General features: G+C 62.0%; 15 protein-coding genes and 1 pseudogene. 1 reads left to right on the top strand and 15 read right to left on the bottom strand.

Features of this window, described 5'->3' with window-relative positions; all coding sequences use genetic code 11:
* Nucleotides 1-15: 15 nt before the first annotated feature.
* The 12 genes and pseudogenes from LQ215_RS00270 to LQ215_RS00215 form a co-directional block, all read right to left on the bottom strand.
* Nucleotides 16-306 (bottom strand): hypothetical protein, encoded by a 291-nt coding sequence (locus LQ215_RS00270; RefSeq protein ID WP_230146894.1) that lies wholly within the window; start codon nucleotides 304-306, stop codon nucleotides 16-18.
* Between the two features lie 49 nt (nucleotides 307-355).
* Entirely contained in the window at nucleotides 356-775 is a 420-nt protein-coding gene (locus LQ215_RS00265) for an organic hydroperoxide resistance protein (protein ID WP_230146893.1), read from the bottom strand.
* Between the two features lie 465 nt (nucleotides 776-1,240).
* A complete protein-coding gene (locus LQ215_RS00260; protein WP_230146892.1) occupies nucleotides 1,241-1,552 on the bottom strand; it encodes a hypothetical protein in 312 nt (103 codons plus the stop codon).
* Between the two features lie 164 nt (nucleotides 1,553-1,716).
* Nucleotides 1,717-2,841 (bottom strand): GGDEF domain-containing protein, encoded by a 1,125-nt coding sequence (locus LQ215_RS00255; RefSeq protein ID WP_230146891.1) that lies wholly within the window; start codon nucleotides 2,839-2,841, stop codon nucleotides 1,717-1,719.
* A gap of 370 nt (nucleotides 2,842-3,211) precedes the next feature.
* Nucleotides 3,212-3,586 (bottom strand): lysozyme inhibitor LprI family protein, encoded by a 375-nt coding sequence (locus LQ215_RS00250; RefSeq protein ID WP_033062452.1) that lies wholly within the window; start codon nucleotides 3,584-3,586, stop codon nucleotides 3,212-3,214.
* A gap of 237 nt (nucleotides 3,587-3,823) precedes the next feature.
* Nucleotides 3,824-4,297, bottom strand: coding sequence for an HD domain-containing protein (locus tag LQ215_RS00245; protein ID WP_230147012.1), 474 nt, complete (start codon nucleotides 4,295-4,297; stop codon nucleotides 3,824-3,826).
* Nucleotides 4,298-4,429: 132 nt separating this feature from the next.
* Nucleotides 4,430-5,560: pseudogene (locus LQ215_RS00240) on the bottom strand (TIGR03364 family FAD-dependent oxidoreductase); the annotation flags it as partial.
* A gap of 150 nt (nucleotides 5,561-5,710) precedes the next feature.
* Nucleotides 5,711-6,730, bottom strand: coding sequence for a putative 2-aminoethylphosphonate ABC transporter substrate-binding protein (locus LQ215_RS00235; RefSeq protein ID WP_230146890.1), 1,020 nt, complete (start codon nucleotides 6,728-6,730; stop codon nucleotides 5,711-5,713).
* Nucleotides 6,731-6,774: 44 nt separating this feature from the next.
* Nucleotides 6,775-7,602, bottom strand: coding sequence for a phosphonoacetaldehyde hydrolase (gene phnX, locus LQ215_RS00230; RefSeq protein ID WP_230146889.1), 828 nt, complete (start codon nucleotides 7,600-7,602; stop codon nucleotides 6,775-6,777).
* A gap of 17 nt (nucleotides 7,603-7,619) precedes the next feature.
* Complete coding sequence (locus LQ215_RS00225) at nucleotides 7,620-9,329, bottom strand: putative 2-aminoethylphosphonate ABC transporter permease subunit (RefSeq protein ID WP_230146888.1); 1,710 nt, start codon at nucleotides 9,327-9,329, stop codon at nucleotides 7,620-7,622.
* The gene (locus tag LQ215_RS00220) at nucleotides 9,329-10,369 is read right to left on the bottom strand and encodes a putative 2-aminoethylphosphonate ABC transporter ATP-binding protein (RefSeq protein WP_230146887.1); all 1,041 of its coding nucleotides are present in this window, start codon (nucleotides 10,367-10,369) and stop codon (nucleotides 9,329-9,331) included. The genes LQ215_RS00225 and LQ215_RS00220 overlap by 1 nt, the downstream gene beginning before the upstream one ends.
* Nucleotides 10,370-10,517: 148 nt before the next feature.
* The gene (locus tag LQ215_RS00215) at nucleotides 10,518-11,384 is read right to left on the bottom strand and encodes a LysR family transcriptional regulator (protein WP_230146886.1); all 867 of its coding nucleotides are present in this window, start codon (nucleotides 11,382-11,384) and stop codon (nucleotides 10,518-10,520) included.
* 527 nt (nucleotides 11,385-11,911) lie between these two features.
* Between LQ215_RS00215 and LQ215_RS00210 the strand changes: the two genes are divergently transcribed.
* Nucleotides 11,912-12,259 carry a DUF6124 family protein gene (locus LQ215_RS00210; RefSeq protein WP_230146885.1) on the top strand — a complete coding sequence of 116 codons (348 nt, stop codon included), beginning with the start codon at nucleotides 11,912-11,914 and terminating at the stop codon, nucleotides 12,257-12,259.
* A 102-nt stretch (nucleotides 12,260-12,361) separates the two neighbouring features.
* On the opposite strand, the gene LQ215_RS00205 is transcribed toward LQ215_RS00210, so the two are convergent.
* From LQ215_RS00205 to LQ215_RS00195, 3 genes are all read right to left on the bottom strand, one after another.
* Nucleotides 12,362-13,135, bottom strand: a complete 774-nt coding sequence (locus LQ215_RS00205; protein WP_230146884.1) for a MetQ/NlpA family ABC transporter substrate-binding protein — start codon at nucleotides 13,133-13,135, stop codon at nucleotides 12,362-12,364.
* A 79-nt stretch (nucleotides 13,136-13,214) separates the two neighbouring features.
* Nucleotides 13,215-13,889: a methionine ABC transporter permease gene (locus tag LQ215_RS00200; RefSeq protein WP_003196204.1), complete on the bottom strand. Its 675-nt coding sequence runs from the start codon at nucleotides 13,887-13,889 to the stop codon at nucleotides 13,215-13,217.
* Entirely contained in the window at nucleotides 13,889-14,896 is a 1,008-nt protein-coding gene (locus tag LQ215_RS00195; protein WP_230146883.1) for a methionine ABC transporter ATP-binding protein, read from the bottom strand. Before LQ215_RS00195 ends, LQ215_RS00200 begins: the two co-directional genes overlap by 1 nt.
* Nucleotides 14,897-15,067: the final 171 nt, after the last annotated feature.

Genomic DNA, 15,067 nt, shown 5'->3' with positions numbered 1-15,067 from the left:
GTGGTGAAGGGATGTTCAGCCCACTCTGTTTTCCATCAGGCGATCCGAGCCGCCTTCGGCTACACGGTTCTCGATCAGTCGATCGGAGCCGCCTTCAGCCACACGGTTTCCGATCAGGCGATCGGAGCCGCCTTCAGCCACACGGTTTTCGATGAGTCGATCGGAGCCGCCTTCAGCCACACGGCTTTCGATCAGGCGATCCGAACCACCTTCGGCGAACGTAGGTTGAACAGAAGAAGTCGCGAACGCATTGCCGAGCGACAGTGCCAGAAGCGAGCCAACGAGAATTTTGCCGAGAGTGTTCATGTTCTGATCCTTTTTATACGTAGATAAAGTGAGTTAGTGAGTTAGTGAGTTAGGCGGTGACGTGCAAACGGACATCGACATTGCCGCGTGTCGCGTTGGAGTACGGGCAAACCTGGTGAGCCGCATCGACCAGCGCTTGAGCATCGGCTTGATCCAGGCCCGGCAGGTTGATGTGCAGGTCGATGTCCAGGCCGAAACCGCCAGGGATCTGGCCGATGCCGACATGTGCCGTGATCGATGCATCAGCAGGAATGCTGCGTTTGCTTTGGCTGGCGACAAACTTCAATGCGCCAATGAAGCAGGCGGAGTAGCCGGCAGCGAACAACTGCTCGGGGTTGGTGGCTTCACCACCCGCGCCGCCCAAGGCTTTTGGAGTGGCCAGTTTCACGTCGAGAATCTTGTCGCTGGAAACAGCACGGCCATCACGGCCACCGGTGGAGGTTGCGACTGCGGTGTAGAGAACGTTCATGGTGTTTCCTCTATTGCTGATGGGTTGGATCGAGATTGGCTGCGCTAAATGTTTGTGCGCTAACCAGTTGCGATAAAGTTAACTGATGAATAATTAGCGCGCAAGATAAATTTTTAAAAAATTGCTAATTCAGAATTAACTAATTGATCTAAAAAGAAATTTATTTCTAGGGCTCGCAGTGTCGCCAGCTTGTGTGGGCCGCGAGGCGAGCCAAGGGGAAGGAGATGCTAGGGGGGTATCAGCAGGGGGCCAGCGCAATTGCAGGCCCTTCGGAGACAGGGAGTTCAAAGCAGAATGATGGGCTTCTCGATCATTCCCACGCTCCTGCGTGGGAATGCCGCCAGGGACGCTCCGCGTTCCGCTTGTGGGGTGTGACGCAGAGCGTCACGGGATGCATGCCCACGCAGAGCGTGGGAACGATCAATGAGGGCTGTGCAAGGTCAACATGCATACTTTCGGTGGGGCCTAATCTCGTGGAGCAGTCTCTTGCATTCGCTTCCCCCAAGCTTTGTACCACGCATTCGTCATGACCCGATTCCACAGAAAAGTAACTGCCGCCGCGGAGATCGACAAGCCGAGGACGATGTTCTCGGATCGCTCGCTTGGAACGTTCGCGAGCGCAAGGGCGATCATGGAAATAATCATGGTGATCATGAGCGATGCTACGGCATAGCTGATTTCGTTGTGTTTAGGCTTCGGCCCCTTCATTCCTATAACCCAGCGGTCTGCCTCGCTTACCCGCTTCTGGTAGCTGCTGAGACTTTCTTCGGATGCCATTAGAACTTCCTATTTTTTGCTAAAAATCTAGCTGAAATATTTCTCGATCATTCCCACGCTCCTGCGCGGGAATGCCGCCTGGGACGCTCCGCGTCCCGCTTCTGGAAGGTGACGCAGAGCATGGACACGATCAAATTCCGACTGATGATGCAAAGCCAACCTGACTAAGCAACAGCCACCCGATTACGCCCCTGCGCCTTCGCTCGATACAGGGCTTTATCCGCATCATTCATCAAGCTGTGAAGATCCTTATTACAGGCCTCCGTCGATGCGACGCCAAGGCTGGCTGAGATATGGTGAACAGGCTCGATCGTCAAACCCGCGATCGTATCGATGAGCCGTTCTGCAATCTGGGTGGCGACCTCAATGGACGTGTCGGGAAGCAAAATGGCGAACTCTTCACCCCCGAGCCGACCGTGGATATCCGTTGCCCGAAACGACGAGCTGATGACCGCCCCCATCTGGCGCAAAACCTGATCCCCGACCTGATGGCCGTAGGTGTCATTGATGTGCTTGAAGTGATCCATGTCCAACATGACCGCGCACAACCCTTGCCGCTTGGCCTTGCATTCGTTGTAAAGCTGCTGGGCATGCTCGAAAAATGCCCGTCGACTCTTCAGGCCGGTCAATTCATCGGTTTGTGCCGCGCGGGTTGAAATGCTGTTGGCCTGTTCCATTTCCCGGGTGAGTCGAAAGGCGACTTCCAGTGCCTGGGACATTTTGTGCGTGGCGCGGGCCGCAAATGCCGTGAACACCAAAATCGAAAGCGCCATGCCGACTTGAACCGGGGACGGTTGAAACAGCAGCCAGACGGTGCACGGCAATAACACCACGCCAATGGAGACCAGAGTCATATCGCGATAGGCCGAGTAGCAGGACACCGCGCTGACGGACATGCCGACGGTAAAGAGCATGACCAACGCCTGCGACAACAGGTCGTCCGCCGGCATGAGCACAAACGCCCCACCGCCCCAGATGCTGGCGGATAGCACCAGCGTGACCCAGTATTTGCGCTCCCAATATTGAGGCGTGCGCTGACTTTCGTCGCTGCGGAAATAGGCAACGAACATCGCGATACGCACCAGCGTCGATGCGGCCAGGATGGCCAACCACCAAAAGATGGTGCTGTGCTCAAACCGATCCCAACACAGCCAACTCAGCATGATGGCAGCCAGGTAACTACCAAAAACCGCAGAAACGGATTGGCGAAACAGTTGCTGCAATCGGTCAGTTCGCACTTGTTCGGCTATTACAAAATCCTGGCCATTGCGCAATCTTGGGCCATACATTTGAACCACCTGGTTATGACGCAACAAAAAAGTGATTGTGGCACCCTGCCATTAGCGCAAACAACTGAATTACTGTGACGAATGGATTTATTCCCAAACCCTATGCAGGAACACAAACCCTCCGTGGCGAGGGAGCTTGCTCCCGCTGGGCTGCGAAGCAGCCCCATGCATTTCAACCAGACAAACCGTGCCTGATGACCAGCCTGCCCCAGGCACGAAAAAAGAGGGCAAGGGGGCGAGATGAGTTCGTTGCCGGCGAATCGGGTGTTGGACTGCATTGAGCCGCGATAGCGGGTGAACCCGCCAAAGAAAAACCCGACGCGTTACGTCGGGTTTTTTCAGCGAGGGCAAGCCCGACGTCGTTTACGGGTTACTCGACTTGCGACAGCTTGGCGTCGTCGCAACCGGCAGCACGGCATTCGCGCTCGACAGCTTTGAGTATGACGATACGCGCCTCGGTCTTCTCGTTGGCACAGTCCAGGTAGAGCAGGCCATCGTTGGAACAGGCACTGTCACGATTTTTGATCCACTGGATTTGAGCGGCTTTCACTTTTTTCTTTTGATCCGGGTTCAGCGCACTCATCGTCTTCTTGTATTGATCATTGATGTCCTGATCCGACTGAACCATTTTCAGCGACGCGCAATAGGTTCTGTCATAGGCGTTTCTAGGGTTATCGCAACTCATCGCAGATGCCGATGCGGATGCCATTGCCAGCAATGCCCCAACCAACAAAGACTTGATCACTTACTTCTCTCCCTGAATGCCCTCTATTGATTAGAGGTCGCGGCGGGAATTTATCATGCGGGTTGTAGAACAATGAAGCAGATCCTAATGGTTCATTCGGCTCGAACAACGGACAGATGCTTATCGGGGGCGCGAGCAAGTAATTGCTGAAAGAGACTTCGTCGTTCCCGCCGCTCTCGGGCCCCCATTTACGGGCCTAAACCAAGCCCTGTTTATTCCGCTGGTGTGATCCTTCCATCAAGGTATCGCGGCCTGGTAAACACGTATCGCAAGCTGTTCCAAATCGCTGAGATCGGTTGACGGTCTCCCGGCGACCTTGGCTGCCTCGTCCCAGCGGCGCAAGCGCAGGCTGTCGGCGAACAGCGGGTCGGCCTCGAAGGCCTCGGCTTCACGGGTTGTCATCGGCCCACCCTGCCAGTCCAGGGTCTGCCGGCTGGCCTCACTCAACCCGGCCAGATAAGCCGGATCGCGCCAACTCAGGTAACGCTTGGCGTCTACATGCCGCGCCACCAGCCCCGCCAGGCGCTGGGAGAAGCCCAACCCCAGCAGCCAGTTGGCGCCCACTCGCTCGTGGCCTCGACGGCCCAGGCCGGCCATTGAGTTGTCCGTCGTCAGCGGCGCACAGAAGTGCCCGACATCGTGGCAGAAAGCGGCCAGCACCAACTCCTCGTCTGCCCCTTCGTCACGTGCCAGTTCGGCAGCCTGGACCATATGCTCGAGTTGGCTGACCGCCTCGCCGATGTAGTCCGCCTGCGCCTGCTGGCGGCACAGGGCAAACAGCTCGGCCACCGCTTGTTCCGCGCTCATGCGATGCAGGCTTGCGGCGCTGGCCCGCGGCCATTCTCCTTCGCCGAGCATGGCCGCCAGGCTGCGCTCACCGAGGCCGAGGCCGACGCTCATGCCCAGGCCGGTGTGCATCAGTACAGCGCTGACGCCTGCTCCGGCTTGCACCACGCTGAACGGGCCGGGCCCGCGCGAGCCGTATACGCCCTGCCAGCGCTCCAGTACCTGCAGCTTGCCGCCCAGGGTGTGCTCGGCCAGCGCCAGCATGAGGTCGTCCACGCCCTCGGCATTGAACGGCGAGGCGTCATCGCCGTAGTCGTGGGAGTCGCCGATGATCAGCTCGCCATGGGGCGTCGGGCTGACCAGCAGGTGGATGCCGTGGGGTTCCAGTTCCGGCTGCTCGCGGCGGATCTGCGCGCGGATGGCCTCGGCTTCCGGCAAATCGGCGAAAGCGCCGTAATGCACGCAGCTCAGACCGGTGAGCACCGCGTGCTGCAGGTCCAGCGGCTGTTGCAGGCGGGCGCGCAGCATCTGCAAGCGACACACCGAAGGCTGGAGCGCGGCCAGCGGCTCGGCCAGTAACGTCTGATAGTCGTGTCCGGAGCAGACCACGATGTGCCTGGCGCTGAAACGCCCGGCGCTGGTCAGGGCGCTACCTGGCTCGACGTCACGCACCAGGGTGGAAAAGTGGAACTGCACGCCCAACCCGCGCAGGTAATCGACGATCTGCGGCAGCGCCTCACGGGAATACAGCTGCTGGTCGTCGAGGCCATGCAGGGCGGCGCGATGGTGGGCGAAACGTCCGCCGTACAGCCCATCCAAGGCGGCGCCGCGCAGCAGTTCGACGCGGTAGCCGTGTTCACGGGCGCGGCCTGCGCAGAAGGCTTCGAGCAAGGCTTCTTCGGCTTCGCTGCGTGCAAACAGCAGTGAGCCCTGCTGCTTGAGCTGCAGGCCGGCGGCCTGGCCCAGCTCGGCCCACAGGCCGCGGGACTGGCGGGCCAGGTCGAGCATCACGCCGGGTGCCTGGCCAGTGACCAGGGCCTGGCCGAAGTTGCGGATGGAGGCGCCGAGCGGCGTGTGGCTGCGCTCGAACACACGGACCTTGAGGCCGCGCTTGGCGCCGGCCCAGGCATGGGCGAGGCCGAGCATGCCGGCACCGACGATCAACAGATCGCAGTCGTGCTGACTCATGGGGAAACTCCTGGAACGAAAAAGGCGGCCGCCAACGCAGCCGGATGGATCAACGTGCAGCAATGATGGGCAGAACCCCTCTGGCAAGGCTGGCGGGCGAGCCGTACAGCAAACCCGCGTCACACCGCCAGCAAGGTTCTACCGGCCACGTCACTGGGCGACAGGTTCGGACTTGCCGTCGTAGCGCTTGCGCCATTCGGCGAGGATCTTGTCGCGGTTCTCCGAGGCCCAGGCGAAGTCGTTCTTGATCAGGCGCTGCTCGTAGTCGGCGGGCAGTTCCTGAAAGCGCTCGGCGATGCCCGGCTGGGCCAGTACGGCGAAATTCGCCTTGTACAGGTCCATGGCCTCGCGGCTGGCGGAGAAATCGGCGAGCTTCTTCGCCGCTTCCAGCTGCTCGGTGCCCTTGATGATGCCGGTGGCCTCGATCTCCCAACCCAGGCCTTCCTTCGGCAGGACGATGTCCAGCGGCGCACCCTTGCGCTTGAGCTGCACTGCCGGGTACTCGAAGGAGATGCCGATGGGGAACTCGCCGGCGGCGGCCAGCTTGCATGGCTTGGAGCCGGAGTGGGTGTACTGGCCGATGTTCTGGTGCAGCTTGTCCATGTAGGCCCAGCCCTGGGGCTCGCCGAAGGTCTGCAACCAGGCGCTGACGTCGAGGTAGCCGGTGCCGGACGAAGCCGGGTTGGGCATCACGATCTTGCCCTTGTACACCGGGTTGGTCAGGTCTTCCCACTTGGTCGGCTTGGGCAGGCCCTGTTTCTCGGCCTCGATGGTGTTGAAGCAGATGGTCGCAGCCCACACGTCCATGCCGACCCAGGCCGGCGGGTTGGCGGTGTCGCGGTAGTTGGCGCCGATCTTGTCCAGGTTGGCCGGGGCGTAGGCTTCGAGCATGCCTTGTTGCTTGAGCACCGCCAGGCTGGAGCCGGCCAGCCCCCAGACCACATCGGCTTGCGGGCGATCCTTCTCGGCCAGCAGCTTGGCGGTGACGATGCCGGTGGAGTCGCGTACCCACTTGATCTCGATATCCGGGTGCAGCTTTTCGAAGGCGGTCTTGTAGGCGGCCAGCTGTTCCACTTCGAGGGCGGTGTACACGGTCAGCTCGGTGTTGGCTTGGGCCTGCATGGCGCAAGCGGCGAGCAGGCCGGCGGCCAGAGCGGTACGTTTGAACATGAAGAGCTCCTTGGTTGGCATTGCGTGGCGTTGGTTATTCGAATTCAGCTGGCTTGCGGGCTCTCGCCCCGGGCCAGGCGAGCGTTGATCGCGTCGATCACCGGCGGCAGTTCGGCGAGGGTGTCGATCAGGTAATGCGGTCGGCTCGGCGCGAACAGCGCGTCGATGCGCGTGCGCTCGGCTTCGCGCTGCGCGGGCGTCAGGGCCTGGTACTGCGCCCAGTCCAGGCCCAGGAAGTTGCCGGAGAAACGCAGCGCCACGGTCCACATGCCGGCGCTGCGGCCTTCGAGGATGCCCGGCTCGGTGTCGTCGACCTTGACGCAGGCGGCCACATCGTCGAGGCCGAGGGCGATGACGTTGGCCAGCGCCTGGGCCGGGCTCGGCCGGCCTTTCGGCACCTCGTCGGTGGCCACCACATGGTCCGGGCTATAGCCATTGGCGGCGGCCAGCTCGACCACCTTGTCCATCACCTGTTTGGGATAGCCGGAGCAACTGCCGAGCTTGAGCCCGCGCTCGCGCAGCGCGGCGATACACGCCAGCGCGCCGGGGATCAGCGCCGAGTGCTCGCCGACCTTGGCGATCTGCAAGGGCATGAAGCGCTCATAAATCGCCGTCACATCTTCGTCGCTCGGCAGGCGGCCGAAGCGGCGTTGGTAGCGCTCGGCAATCGTCGGCAGGTCGCAGAGGGCGCGGATGTGGTCCCACTTGCCCATGCCCATCGGCCCGCGCGCCTCCTCCAGGCTGATCTCGACGTCGAAACTGGCGAAGGCCTCGACGAAGATGCGGGTCGGCGCGAAGGAGCCGAAATCGACCACGGTGCCGGCCCAGTCGAGAATGGCCGCGTGCAGGCGGTCGGGGTGTTGGTAGTGCATGGCAGTCTCCAGGGTAATCATTGGCCGGCGGCCGTGCGCCAGGCTTGGGCCCGACGCAGCACGCCGCGTGAGGCCCCCGCCAGCAGCAGCGAAACCGCGGCCGAGGTGAGCAGAATCAGGGTGGACATGGCCGCGGCGCCGCCGACATTGCCGGCGTCGTCCATGTTCAGCACGGCGATGGCGGCGAGCAGGCTGTCCGGGCTGTAGAGGAAGATCACCGCCGACACCGTGGTCATCGCCGAGACGAACAGGTAGCGCAGGATGTCGAGCAACGCCGGCAGGCAGATCGGCAGGGTGACGCGCAAAAAGTGGCGCAGCAGCGGCACCTTCAGCGACAGCGCGGCGGCCTCGAACTCGCCATCGAGCTGGCGCAGCGCGGCGCTGGCGGTCAACTGCGCGGTTGTCAGGAAGTGCGCGATGGTGCACGCGACCAGCAGGGTCAGGCTGCCGTACAGGCCGTGCAGCGGATTGCCCGGCAGGTTGAAAAAAAACACGTAGCCCAGGCCCAGTACCAGCCCCGGCACCGCCATCGGCACGAAGCTGAGCAGGCGCAGGGCCTGGGTCAGCGGGCTCTGCCGGGTCTTTTCCAGCAAGTAGGCGCCGGTGAAGGTCAGCAGGCTGCCGAACACGGCCGTGCAGCTGGCCAGCAGCAGGCTGTTGCGGTACACCTGCCAGCCGCCGGGGAGTTCGGAAAAGACGTAGTGGTGCAGCGACAGCGACAGGTCGTAGGGCCAGAACTTGACCAACGACGAGTACATCGCCATGCCGAACACGCCGAGCAGCGCCGCGCAGATCAGCAGCACCACGGCGAGGAAGGCCAGGTCGCGGCGGCGCGACGGTTGCGGCTGGTAAACCTGGGCGCGGCCGCTCATTGCATCGCGCTGACGGCGGCGCAGCCACAGGTCGACGGTGAAACTCAACAGCGCCGGCAGCAGCAGGACCATGCCGATCAGCGCGCCGCGGCCGAACTGCTGCTGCCCGACCACTGCTTTGTAGGCCTCCAGCGCCAGCACCTGATAATCGCCGCCGACCACCACCGGCACGCCGAAATCGGTGATGCACAGGGTGAACACCAGGCAGAAGGCGGCGAACACGCCCTGTCGGCTGCCCGGCCAGGTGATGCTGCGAAATGCCCGCCACGGTGAAGCGCCCATGCTCGAGGCGGCGTCGAACAGGCGCGCATCGGCCAGGGCCAGGGCCGAAAGCAGCACCATCAGCGCATGGGGAAAGGTGTAGATGGCTTCGCCGATGACGATGCCCCAGAAGCCATAGATATTGTCCGTGAGCAGGTGCCGAAGCGCGCCCTGGTTGCCGAACAGGTAGATCAGCGCGATGCCCGGCAGTATCGACGGTGCCAGCAGCGGCAGCAGGGAAATGCCGCGCCACAGGCCCTTGGCCGGCACGCAGGTACGCTGCAGCGCATAGGCGAAGGCGTAGGCCAGCGGCACGACGATGGCGGCCACGGTCAGCGAGACCGCCAGGCTGTTGCCCAGCAGCCAGCGGAAGTTGGCGCTGCCGAACAGCTCGGCCGCCGCCGTCAGCCCACCGCCCTGCCCGGGCTCGCTGGCAAAGCCTCGCCAAAGCATGGCCAGTAGCGGCAGCAGCACGGCGAGCACCAGCAACACCAACAGCAACCACTGGCCACCGTGGACGAATATCCGGTCGGCGAGGTCGGCAGGCAGGCGCCGCGCGCCGGCTTGGGGCTTGCTCAGCAATACCTGTTCCATCAGACGAACACTTGCAGGCTGCGCGGCGGCAGGGCCACCCAGATATGCGGGGCGGCCAGGCGCGGCATGGCGTCCGGCGCCAGCTCGGCCAGCAGGGCATGACCCGGCAGGGCGTCCAGCTCGAAACTCAGGCGGCAGCGATTGCCGAGAAAGGTGATCTCGCGCATCTGTGCGCTGAACAGGTTGTCCTCATGCATCGTCGGGTTGATCACCACCGCCTCGGGGCGGCAGAACAGGCGACCGCGTTCGGCCGGGCGGACGCCGTGCAGACGCAAGCTAAGCTCGCCAACCCGGGCGTGCTCGCCGTCGCGCTCGTAGGGCAGCCAGTTGCCCTGGCCGACGAACTCGGCGACGAAAGGCGTGGCGGGCGCGCGATAGATCTCCTGGGGCGTAGCGTATTGCTCGACCCGACCGTGGTTGATCACTGCGATACGGTCGGCCATGAGCATGGCCTCGTCCTGGTTGTGGGTGACCATCACGGTGGTGATGCCCAGGCTCTTCTGCAACTGGCGCAGCTCGCCGCACAGGTGTTCGCGCACGCGAGCGTCGAGGGCCGACATCGGTTCGTCCAGCAGCAGGAGCTGGGGCGCCGGCGCCAGGGCACGGGCCAGGGCCACGCGCTGTTGTTGGCCGCCGGAGAGCTGGCCGGGGTATTTCTGCTCGCTGCCCTTGAGGCCGACCAGTTCGAGCATCTCGGCGACCCGCGCGCGGATAGCCTCGCGACTATTGCCGGCCAGGCCGTAACCGATGTTTTGCGCCACCGTGAGATTGGGAAACAGCGCATAGGATTGGAACAGGATGCCGTAGTCGCGCGCCTGTGGTGGGAGCGTTGAGACATCACGATTGCCGAAGAAAATATGGCCGCCGTCCTGGCGCTCCAGCCCGGCGATGCAGCGCAGCAGGGTGGTCTTGCCGCAGCCCGAGGGGCCGAGCAGGCACACCAGCTCGCCAGCAGAGACGTCCAGCGACACTCCGTCCAGCGCCTGAAAGGCGCCGAAGGCCTTGTGTATGTCGCGCAGTTGCAAGCTGACCGTAGCCATGGCGGAACCTCGTCGGTGGAATACGAGGTCCATTCTGGACACAGGGTGCTAAGGCTTTATGGCAGTTGGGCAAAAACTGCCGATAGTGGCATCGGTGGATTTGTGTAGACGATGTGTTTGCGCCCCGGCGGGAGGGCAGCGAAGCGTCCTACGAGGTGCCCGCGGCTTCCCGCGCCAGCGCAAGAAAGGCCGCCGGCAGGCGCGCACTGCGGCGCTCCTTGAGACAGTAGAGGTACTCGGCAATCAGCGGCGCGCCTTCCAGTTCGATCACCCGCAGCTCGGCGCTGGCCGGCACTTCGTGGCGGGCGGTGATGCTGATGCCGATATTGCGCAGCACCGCTTCGTGGATCGACTCGCGGCTGCCAATCTCCAACAACGAACCCAGCGCCACGCCAGCGTCGCGCAGCAACTGTTCGGTGAGCACGCGAGTGGTCGAACCTTTCTCGCGCATCAGCAGGCAGTGCCCGGCCAGGGCTGCGAGCGGCACGCGTTCCCGCGCGGCCAGCGGGTGACCACGGTGTACGGCCAACACCAGTGGATCGTGGCCCAACAGCAGGCGGGTCAGCCGCGGGTCTTCGACCAACAGCGAGGAGGCGGCAAGGTCGACGCGGTAATCTTCCAACGCTTCGATCACCTGCTGCGAGTTGCCGATCTCCAGCGTCACCTCGCATTGCGGCAGCTGCTCGCGAAAGCGCCGAACCAGGTCGAGCATGTAGTAAGGCGCAGTGGCGCCGATGCGCAGGGCACCTTGTACTTGGCCGCAGTTGCGCAAGAAGAACTCAATGTCGGCCTCCTGCTGCAGCAACTGTTGCACCATGGGCAGCAGGCGCACGCCTTCATCGCTCAGGGTCAGACGCCGACCACCCCGGTAGAACAGCTCGACGCCGTACTGCCCTTCGAGGCTGCGGATCTGCGTGGTGACCGTGGGCTGGCTGAGGCCGAGCTTCTTCGCCGCCTGGGTAATGCTGCCCAGGCGGGCGACCATGTGGAAGGATTTCAGCTCAGCGAAGGACATTATGTATACGGCTCTCGGTACGGATCACCCTTGAAGGCGCGTGAGCATACGTTACAGGTTGGAAGTGACAGAACGTCAGTAAAGCATGACGGGCAAATTGACTTGCAGCGTTTTGTAACGCGATACAACAACGTCAGGCTCCATCGCTAAAACCGGCCCTCTGGCTCCGAATTCCAAGGCAAAACGAAGCCATGTTTATTCCGCTAGCGCCACCCTTCCATCAAGCTACGAATCCTTGCGCCATTGCCTACAACTACGCCAGAATCCGCCCGCTTGTGCGCCTTGCCCCCGGGTTCTATCGTTTCCCTGCCACTGCCCATCAGTGGTCGGGTTTAGTAGCTCGGTTAGTCATCTACGGTTGCATGAGTGTCATCCATTCAGGCGTTTGCCTGCACTTGATGGTGGCTGTGCGCAAGGCGCCTTCGGGCGCGCCGGGTTTGGTGACTTTACCGGTCTACTAACTTGCGCACAGCTGCCTCCTTTCGTTTAGTAGCGAGATGGTGGCGGCCCTATATAGGAAAGTCCCAATGTTCAAACCTACTCCAAACCCTCCAGAGACAGGCCACGCCAAATCCAAAGCAAAAAAGCACGACGAAGCCACCAAACGCGCCTTGGATCATTACCTGCTACCAAAACCTGAAAAGTCCGAAGATGCGTCCCAACCAGGCCAACTCTTCACCGTCGCAAAAAACGCCGACAACGAGTGCCTACTCGCCAACCTCAGCGAAACCCTGGCGGCAGCCGACGCGATGGTCAGCAACCTGGCCTTCGACCTGGAAGGCCCGCGCCGTCACATCCTTCTCGGCATCCAGCAGTTGATTGAATTGAGTTCATTGCTGGCGAATCGGGTGTTGGATAACGTTGATCCGCGATAGCCCGTGATCTTGCGGGTCTTTCCGTGACGCCACACATTTTCGAGCATAAAAAAAACGGGTCTGCATTCCCACGCAGCCCCGTTTTTTCACCACCTGATCAGATCAAAAAGCCGGCAAAACCGCGCCTTTGTACTTCTCAAGAATAAAAGCCTTCACTTCCGGCGTATGCAGCGCTGCAACCAGCTTCTTCATCGCCTCGCTGTCCTTATCATCCTCACGAGCCACCAGGATGTTCACATAAGGCGAGTCGCTACCTTCGATAACCAGCGCATCCTTGGAAGGATCAAGCTTGGCTTCCAACGCATAGTTGGTATTGATCAACGCCAGGTCCACCTGGGTCAGCACCCGTGGAATGGTCGCCGCTTCCAGCTCACGGAATTTCAGATCCTTCGGGTTCTCGGTGATGTCCTTGGTCGTCGACAGGATGTTGTTCGAGTCCTTCAGCTTGATCACCCCAGCCTTCGCCAGCAGCAACAGTGCACGGCCGCCATTGGTGGCGTCGTTCGGGATCACCACGTTGGCGCCGCCCGGCAGTTCTGTCAGTGCCTTGTACTTGCTGGAATACGCGCCCAGGGGTTCCAGGTGCACACCGGCCACGCTCACCAGGTGCGTGCCCTTGGCTTTGTTGAACTCATCCAGGTACGGCTGGTGCTGGAAGAAGTTGGCGTCCAGGCGCTTTTCGGCGACTTGTACGTTCGGCTGGATGTAGTCGGTGAAGACCTTGACCTTGAGGTCCACGCCTTCTTTGGCCAGGGCCGGTTTGACGAATTCGAGGATTTCCGCGTGCGGGACCGGCGTGGCCGCGACGGTCAGGGTGTCGGCGGCGTGGGCGGAAAACGCGGCGGCGGCAGCGAAGGCAACCAGTAGTTTTTTCATTCAGCTAACTCCTTGTGGGGCGCCTGCTCTTGGCGCCTGCCAGCGAATGGCCGGCTCATGATTTATTGGCCGCGAGGCCTTATTTTCTAGAAAAATGCACAACCAGTTTGTCGCCCACGGTTTGCAGGACCTGCACCAGCACCAGCAGCAACACCACCGTGACCACCATCACATCGGTCTGGAAACGCTGGTAACCGAAGCGGATCGCCAGGTCGCCCAAACCACCAGCGCCGACCACACCGGCCATGGCCGTGTAGGAAACCAGCGTAATCGCTGTCACCGTAATCGCTGCAAAAATGCCTGGGCGGGCTTCCGGCAGCAAGGCGTTGACGATGATTTGCCGGGTTGTCGCGCCCATGGCCTGGGTCGCTTCGATGATGCCGCGGTCGACTTCGCGCAGGGCCGTTTCCACCAGGCGGGCGAAGAATGGTGTGGCGCCGACCACCAGCGGTGGGATCGCGCCGGCCACGCCCAGGGAGGTGCCGGTGATCAATACCGTGAACGGGATCATCACGATCAACAGGATGATGAACGGCAGCGAACGCAGGATGTTCACGATCAGCGACAGCAGCGCATAAACGCCGCGGGCTTCGAGCAACTGGCGCGGGCTGCACAGGAACAACAGCACCCCCAGCGGCAGGCCGAGCAGGACGGTGAACAGCAGCGAACCGAACAGCATCAGGAAGGTGTCGCCCGTCGCCAGCCAGATTTCCAGCCAGTCGATGTTGGAGAAGAACGAACTCAACAGTTCCATTAGCGCAGCACCTCCATGTGGACATCGGCCGCGGTGAAGCGGGCAAACGCCGCCTCCATGTCACCGCCGGTGATGGCGAGGGTCAGTTGCCCGTAGGGGGTGTCTTTGATGCGGTCGATACGACCGGCCAGGATGCTGTAGTCCACGCCGGTTTCCCGGGCGACGGTGCCGAGCAAGGGCGCGTAGGTCGCTTCGCCCTGGAACGTCAGACGCACGATGCGCCCTGGGACGTGAGCGAAATCGTCGCGCTGTTCGCTTTCGTCGACTTGCTCATCTTCCTGGACGAAACGCTTGGTGGTCGGGTGCTTGGGGTGCAGGAACACCTGGGCCACGGGGCCTTGCTCGACGATCACGCCGGCGTCCATCACGGCCACTTGATCGCAAACGCGGCGGATCACGTCCATTTCATGGGTGATCAGCACGATGGTCAGCTTCAGCTCGCGGTTGATTTCCGCCAGCAGTTGCAGCACCGAGGCGGTAGTCTGTGGGTCGAGGGCGCTGGTGGCCTCGTCGCACAGCAAAATCTTGGGTTTGGTTGCCAGGGCGCGGGCGATGCCGACGCGCTGCTTCTGGCCGCCGGACAGTTGCGCCGGGTATTTGCGGGCGTGGTCGGACAGGCCCACCCGCGCCAGCAACTCGGCCACTCGACGGTCGATGTCGCTGCGGGACAACTCGCCCGCCAGCGTCAGTGGCAGCGCTACGTTGTCGGCCACGGTCTTGGACGCCAGCAGGTTGAAGTGCTGGAAGATCATCCCGACTTGCTGGCGGAAGCGGCGCAGGGCGCTGGCGTCCAGGGCGGTGACTTCCTCGCCGTCGACGATGATCTTGCCGCCCGTGGAATCTTCCAGGCGATTGATCAGGCGCAGCAGGGTACTTTTTCCCGCACCGGAATGGCCAATCAGGCCGAAGACCTGACCGTTCTCAATCGTCAGACTGGTCGGATGCAGGGCGGGAATATCCCTACCGGCGACTCGGTAGGTTTTATGGACGTCTTGAAACTCGATCACGTAGCGAACCTTGTGGGGCGCGTTGGAAAAGGATCAGCGGTTAGCCGGGCGCGCATTTTAGCCTGTCCGTATAGAGGTTCTTAGCATTTATTTGCGATCGGACCTGTCATTTGGCAATAACGCGATCAATGGCCATAAAAAAGGAACACAGCCAAACGGCATAGGTCACTC

Origin of the sequence: Pseudomonas brassicacearum (genome assembly GCF_918698105.1) — a bacterium.
Lineage (GTDB): Bacteria > Pseudomonadota > Gammaproteobacteria > Pseudomonadales > Pseudomonadaceae > Aquipseudomonas > Aquipseudomonas brassicacearum_F.
Note: the sequence above shows the minus strand (reverse complement) of the source record. Positions and strands in the feature narration are given on the sequence as shown.